The organism is Oleiphilus sp. HI0125 (assembly GCF_001635355.1).
This window is the reverse complement of record NZ_LWGF01000254.1, coordinates 1-869: the sequence shown is the minus strand read 5'-3', so window position 1 is coordinate 869 and position 869 is coordinate 1. Positions and strand designations below refer to the sequence as shown.

The following is an 869-nucleotide window of genomic DNA, read 5'->3' as shown; positions in this document are numbered from 1 at the left end:
CCCCAACCAAATAACTGGTCAGTTGTGACTTCACGGTTCATAAATGCGATAACAACCACAAGCAAGCAAGGACGTAATACAACACCCATTGAGCCGGACATCGCTGTCGCTGCTAGTGCCAATTGACGACGCGTACCTGCAGCGCGTAACTCGTGATAAATCACGGCACCTGCCGCAATAACGAAAATACCTGAACCGCCAGTGTAGGCTGTTGGAATAGCCGCAAGAATTACGACAAGAACAACTAATAGCTCTGGTGGTAGTTTCCATGGCTTGAACAAAGAAAGCACGAGCGATGCAAAGCGCGTTTGCTTAAGCATCATACCGATCCAGACGTACAAGCCGACGTTCAAGAACATGTCACTGAGATCAAGAAGCTTGTCTAGGTGAATACCTAGTGCTGCTGGGTTAGGCTTGTTGCCTTCACCTAGGCCAAAGAAGAAGAACGCCGCAGCAATGATTGTCATGGTTGCGTACAATGGAATAGCTAGACCAGCTCGACCAATGTTGCCGCCTGGTGTGAGATCTGCCGCAGGTCGGAATATGTTGATGGCACTCATGATGGTGAGTACGCCGAAGCCATAGACCCAGAGTTCATGAATGAAGGCCACGTCAGCGGTTATTTTGGATCCATCTGAATGTGCTAGATCTCTAAATGCTACAGCAGACGCCAGTAGTAAGCCATTAGCAGCTAACTGAGCTGTGCTCGCCACGTAGTGATCTAAGCGAGACATCACCGGACGCATAGCAATGTGGTGACGTGTGAATGTAGCAGTTGTAGCGCATAGTAAGATTAGACCAACCAGAATAAATTTCTGGGACATGATGCCTACAGCAATCACTTCAGAAACGAATAACTCAACAGCTCT

Annotated in this window: 1 pseudogene; it reads right to left on the bottom strand. The window is 48.2% G+C overall.

Going from position 1 to position 869, the window contains the following annotated elements:
* Nucleotides 1–869, bottom strand: a pseudogene (locus A3762_RS27010) (C4-dicarboxylate ABC transporter); the annotation flags it as partial.